This is a genomic window from Ilumatobacter sp. (assembly GCF_041688325.1).
In the GTDB taxonomy this organism is placed as follows: Bacteria; Actinomycetota; Acidimicrobiia; order Acidimicrobiales; family Ilumatobacteraceae; genus Ilumatobacter_A.
Window position 1 is genome coordinate 1 of the sequence record NZ_JBDNIJ010000219.1, and the last position, 5,202, is coordinate 5,202.

Annotated in this window: 3 protein-coding genes and 1 pseudogene; all 4 read left to right on the forward strand. The window is 60.9% G+C overall.

Annotated features, from left to right (window positions below):
- Positions 1-2,491, forward strand: a 2,491-nt coding sequence (locus ACH2EI_RS12440; protein WP_395160252.1) for a hypothetical protein, incomplete at its 5' end; no start/stop codon positions are given.
- On the forward strand, positions 2,491-3,552 hold the full coding sequence (locus ACH2EI_RS12445) for a hypothetical protein (protein WP_395160254.1): 1,062 nt from the start codon (positions 2,491-2,493) through the stop codon (positions 3,550-3,552). The genes ACH2EI_RS12440 and ACH2EI_RS12445, both read left to right, overlap by 1 nt.
- Positions 3,553-3,575: 23 nt before the next feature.
- Complete coding sequence (locus ACH2EI_RS12450; protein WP_395160256.1) at positions 3,576-4,484, forward strand: hypothetical protein; 909 nt, start codon at positions 3,576-3,578, stop codon at positions 4,482-4,484.
- An 18-nt stretch (positions 4,485-4,502) separates the two neighbouring features.
- Positions 4,503-5,202: pseudogene (locus ACH2EI_RS12455) on the forward strand (hypothetical protein); the annotation flags it as partial.

Consider the following 5,202-nt stretch of genomic DNA (forward strand, 5'->3'; position numbering starts at 1 on the left):
AACCGTCCAACAGGTGATGACGAAAACCTCGGACGTCGTCAAGGAAGAAGCGGAAGACATGACGGCCTCTCTACAGATTGCCAGCCTGGACCAAGTCGCCATCAGGGAGGAGGAAGCCAAAGCCCACAGGGAGTTGATGGAAGGACGGGCAGCGTACGATCAGGCCCGACGCGAGATGGGGGAAGCGGGGTACGCAGCCGCCAGGGCCATCGAAGAATCGTGGGGCGAACTCGACGAAGAACGCCTCGGGAAAGTCAAAGGCATCCTGAAACAGCAGGCCGACGCCTACCAGGAATGGGAAGACAACATCAACTCGTCCACTGACGGTGCTGCTCTCTCGCTCAGCGGTCTGGCCGAGTCGTCAAACAACGACATCAACAAAATGATCGCAGACCTCAACACCAACTCGGCGGCGGTCGCTGGCTGGAAGGGCAACATTGCGACGGCTGCCGCTGGCGTCGGCGCTTCGCTGGGATTGACGGAAAAGCAGACGGCAGAGTTCGCGGGGACGCTCGGCGAGGTCGGCATCGAGTTCGCACCGGCGCTCGCAATGCTGGTCGCCGACGCCGAGAATGGCGGCGCCAAGCTCGAAGAGTTCTACAATTCGACAGCCATGAGCGCTGCGGTCATGGACACGTCGCTGGTCGACTCAACACAGGATGCGGCGGGGGCTGTCCCGTCGCTGGCCGAGCAAATGTCTGACGGCGTCATCTCGATCGAAGACGTATTGAAAGCCATCCCGGCGGCGATGGAAGCCGAAGGAATCAACTTCGAAGATGCCGCCGCCGCCATCGACGCCTCCGACGAACTGACCATCGTTGGCCGTGAAGCCGTCAACGGTCTGGTCGCCGAACTGGAAGCTGGCATCAGGCGAACAAAGATTGCTGGAGCGAATCTTGGCGCGGCCATATCAGGCGGGGCCGGGGAAGAACTCATGGTCCATTCGCCGTCCAGGGTGATGATGGAAATCGGTTTCTTCGCTGCCGAAGGACTGATTCAGGCTCTTCTGTCCAAGCGGGAAGCCGCCGCCAGGGCCGCCGCAGAACTCGCCCGGGCCGTAGCGGACGGCACAAGAGAAGCGATGGCCGACATGTGGGACGGGGCCGAATCCCGATTCTCGACGGCCACAGACCTCGCCAGCGCAGCATCAGACCAGATGACCGCCGTGTGGGACAAGTTCGACGCGAAGATAAAGAACAACGAAATCAACGCCGCCATCAAGAGCAGCAAAGCCGACGTCAAAGAAGCCCTTGCGGAACTCGCGGCGGCGAAAGCGCTCACCGGTGCGGCCGGTAAGAAAGCTCTCAAAAAAGCGGAAGACCGTGTCGCCAAGGCGGAGAAGTTGCTGGGGGCAGCCGAAGCGGTCGACGCCACAGCCGACCTGGCAGCCAAAGACACAATGATTGCATTCAAGAGGGCAGGCGAAGACGCTGCCGCCGCAGTAAAGAGAGGACAGAAAGACGAGTCAGGCCAAGCCGACCTGGCAGCCAAAGACGCACTACTCGCTTTCAAGCGCGCAGGCGAAGACTCAACCGTCGCGGTGCGGAGCAGGCAGCAGGGCGAGAAGTCCGACTTGAGCTTCCGGCAGAAACAGGAGATCGAACAGATTCAGCTGCGCATCGCCGAAGCGAACCGCAACCTCGACCCGATCGCCCGGGCGCAAGCGGAAGCCGATCTGGACAGTCGTGTCCGCGAAAAAGAGGCGTCCGACATGAACGAACGCCATGAAGCCGAAATGCTCCAGATGCGTCGGGTGGAAGAGGACCGGACAAGGATCCTCCAGTTGGGTTTCGACAACGAGAAACGCAACATGGACGAACGCCACACAGCCGAAATGCTCCAGATGCGTCGGGTGGGAGAGGACGAAGCAAAGTTCCTCCAGTTGCGTCTCGACAACGAAGACGAACTACGAGAGCTTGCTATCAAGTCGCAACAGGATCAGCTGAAAGCGTTCTCGGATGCAGCGAAAGCGATGACCAAAGAGATCGCCGACGCAGTAAAAAGCTACCTCGCCTTGCAGGCTTCCGTAAAAAAGGCGGAAGAATCATTGCGAGACGACTGGCTCGACAGGTTCAAGATGCTGGTCGGTGGCGGATCGAAAGACACAAACAAAGTGCTTCTCGCCGGTCAGAACGCCGGTCTGACGGCCGCACAGATCCGGGAGATCACCAAAGCGGCGGGAGTCGTAGCTCTGACTAGCTCGGCTGAGGTCAAAGCGGCCGCAGCAACCGCGGCGGGGATGGCCGCTGCGGAGATCGACCGGATTCTCGCCCAGGTCGGGGGTGCACTACCCGTTCCTCCGAAACCTGTGAAACACGTACCGATCAGTTCTCCGCTGCGGACGCCGCCGAAGTCGACTGCCAAGGCACGGAATGCGTTCTCCGGTCCGCTCATCACTATGCGGGGAACCGTCATCCAAAACTCTACTGACGCCGATCTGGTGGCGCAGCGCACAATCGCCGCACTGTCGGCTGCCGGGATGCGTCTCTGATGGCAAGGATCATCGCAGGGGACCAGTCATTCAACATTGAACCGTCGATTGGTCCGTCGTCGGGCAGCACCCCGATACAGCCCGTCACTTCGTTCGGTTCGGCGACGGCATCTTTGGCTGTCACGTTGGCCGGTGCATCAGTGACGTTGGTGGTGCTCGGTGGCGCACCGGAAGCCGCCGTCGTAGACGAACTTGTCACCGACCTCTGGTTGCTCGGCGACTTCCCGATGCGCTACCGCTTGTGGGCGGTGTGGCAGGACTTCGACTCGCAAGGCGACGACCGAGTCTCGTTCCAGGCGGTCACCTACGAACGCTTAATGAACCGCCGACTGTTCGGTGCGGGCGGCCTGCTCGCCAGCGCCGTCGACGTCGGGACGATCGTGTGGGATGCAATCCAGCACACGCAAGCGAAACCGGGCGGCGACCTCGGCATCACCGCTGGCAACATAGTGACGGGGGTGACAACATCGGTCGACTGGCTTCCCGGCCAGAACATCGGCAGCGTCCTCGAAGAGATGATGAACGCCACCAACTGTTACTGGGTGATCGACTCGGAACTGCAACTCCACGTCTACAGCCGTGACGCTGCCGTACCGATCGTCGAGCCGCTCATGTGGGGGATCAACGTCCACGAAATGCAGAGAGCGTCAGCTGGCGTCGGGTTCGCCAACAGTGTTTTCGCGTCAGGCAGTGCGGCGACGGTCCCCGTGTTCTCAACCCACCCTGACATCGCCACCGACCCGAGAGGCTTGTGGGAGACGGCGATAGCGAGACCCAACGACTTCACGCAGGCATACCTGCAAGAAGCCGCCGACGGCGAGCTAGCCATCAGCTATTTGGGTTTGTCTCACTGGAACGTCACCTACGTCACCGAACATTGGATTGGCGCGTCGCGCATCTCTCCCGGCGACAGGGCCGTCCTCGTCGTACCGTCGTCGCTGGCCGGACCGGCATCGCCACCGCCGACCGTGAACGTCGAATGCGTTTCGATGACGATGTCTTTCACCGGCGACGGGGCCCTCGAAGTCGGGGCCGTATTCAACGAACTCCCAGCTGACTAGCTGGCTAGAGGTAGAGTCGCAGTATGGCTTACGCACCGCCGCCACAGGTCGGCCCATCCAAGATGGCGTTATGGGAACCATCACTCGGCCGCCTCGAACTCGGTGACAAACCGTTCGTCGTCGAATCGTTTCAGATCAGTTCGCCCGAAATCCGTGCGAACGTGAAGAACCGGTCACTGATGGACGGCGTCTTCGACGACACCTTGTACTACGGGGCGTCGGCGATCACGGTCACCACCCGCCTCGCATCCCACATCAAATGCTCGGCGTCGGCCGCCAACTACAAGACCAGGGAACTCCGTAACGAACTGGTCCGATACTGCAACCCGCGGCTCCGGCCGCGACTGTACTGGCTGTACCCCGGCGACACGATCGGGCAGTGGGCTACAGTCCGCGGCGACTCCTGGCCGTTCACGATCGACGCACAGAAGTACCCGGCGCTGACTGTCCAGTTCCGAAACCCGCTTGGCAGCATGTCGCTCGGTGACCCACAGGATGCACCGAACTGGGCGGCGGCGCTACCCGGCGACGTACCGGAAGGCCGCAACTACAACCTCGCTTTCAACCGCTCCTACCCTGAACTGCTTGTCCCGGTCGGGGCGGCTCTCGTCAACAACGAAGGCAACTCGAAGTCGGGCTGGGAAATGCAGGTCCAGGGGCCGTTCGAGGCTGGTGCAAAAGTGACGCTTGGCGGCGTGGAGATCCAGCTGAACCAGGAACTGTTGCCCGGACAGTTCGCCAGGTTGCGGACGTTGAACAAGACGATCTTCCGAGACAACGGCACCTCCTACTACCCGTACACCAACTTCGGTGAATGGGTGTGGGACGACGTGCTGCTGTCTCCTGGTGTCACCGAGATCGCATTCGACGGCCAGGTCGGCGGGGTACCATCCGGCTTCGCTACGATCGAGTGGCACTCGACAGTCATCTAGTCGGCTAGTGTTGCTGATATGGCTTCCGTTGCTCTTGCCAAAGGTCCGCTCTGGATGCAGAACGTCGAGTACCCTGCCGTTTGGGACCGCACCTTCTATGACGCTCTTCTAGAGGAAGGGTTTTTTGCTGGCGGTGGAGTAGTCACGGCTGCCGGTGGCATGGATATTAGTGTCACTCCGTTCCGGTGCGCCGTCGCCGGGGACGAAGTGACCGGTCAAGGCAAATACTTTGTTGACTCAGAGGCGACGGTTGTTCTCACTGTGGCGTCCGCCGGTGTGGATCGCACCGAATACGTCTACCTTGCTATCAACGACCCATCGGTGGTCGGAGGGCGGGCCGGTAACAATGCGACAGTCGAGTCTGGCGCGGCACTGCCAGCGGACTCGACGTTACTGATCGCAACGATCTCGTTGCTGGCCGGAGTTGTCACGATCACGAACGGGATGATCACTGACGGGCGAGTGTTCACCAGCCTCAACCTAGACGTCAGCGGTCTGGTCGGTGGTGGCGACATGCTGACGACTGCGAACCTGAATGATCTGACCAATACCACAACGGCCCGCACCAATCTTGGGTTGGGAACGTTGGCGGTGGTCACACCGACCGGGACGCCGAGCGGCACAACGTTTTTGCGTGGTGACAATGTGTGGGCGGCTGCCGGTTTGGCTGGCACCGATGGTGACGTTATTGCGTATCAGCCGTTGCTGTATCGCAACG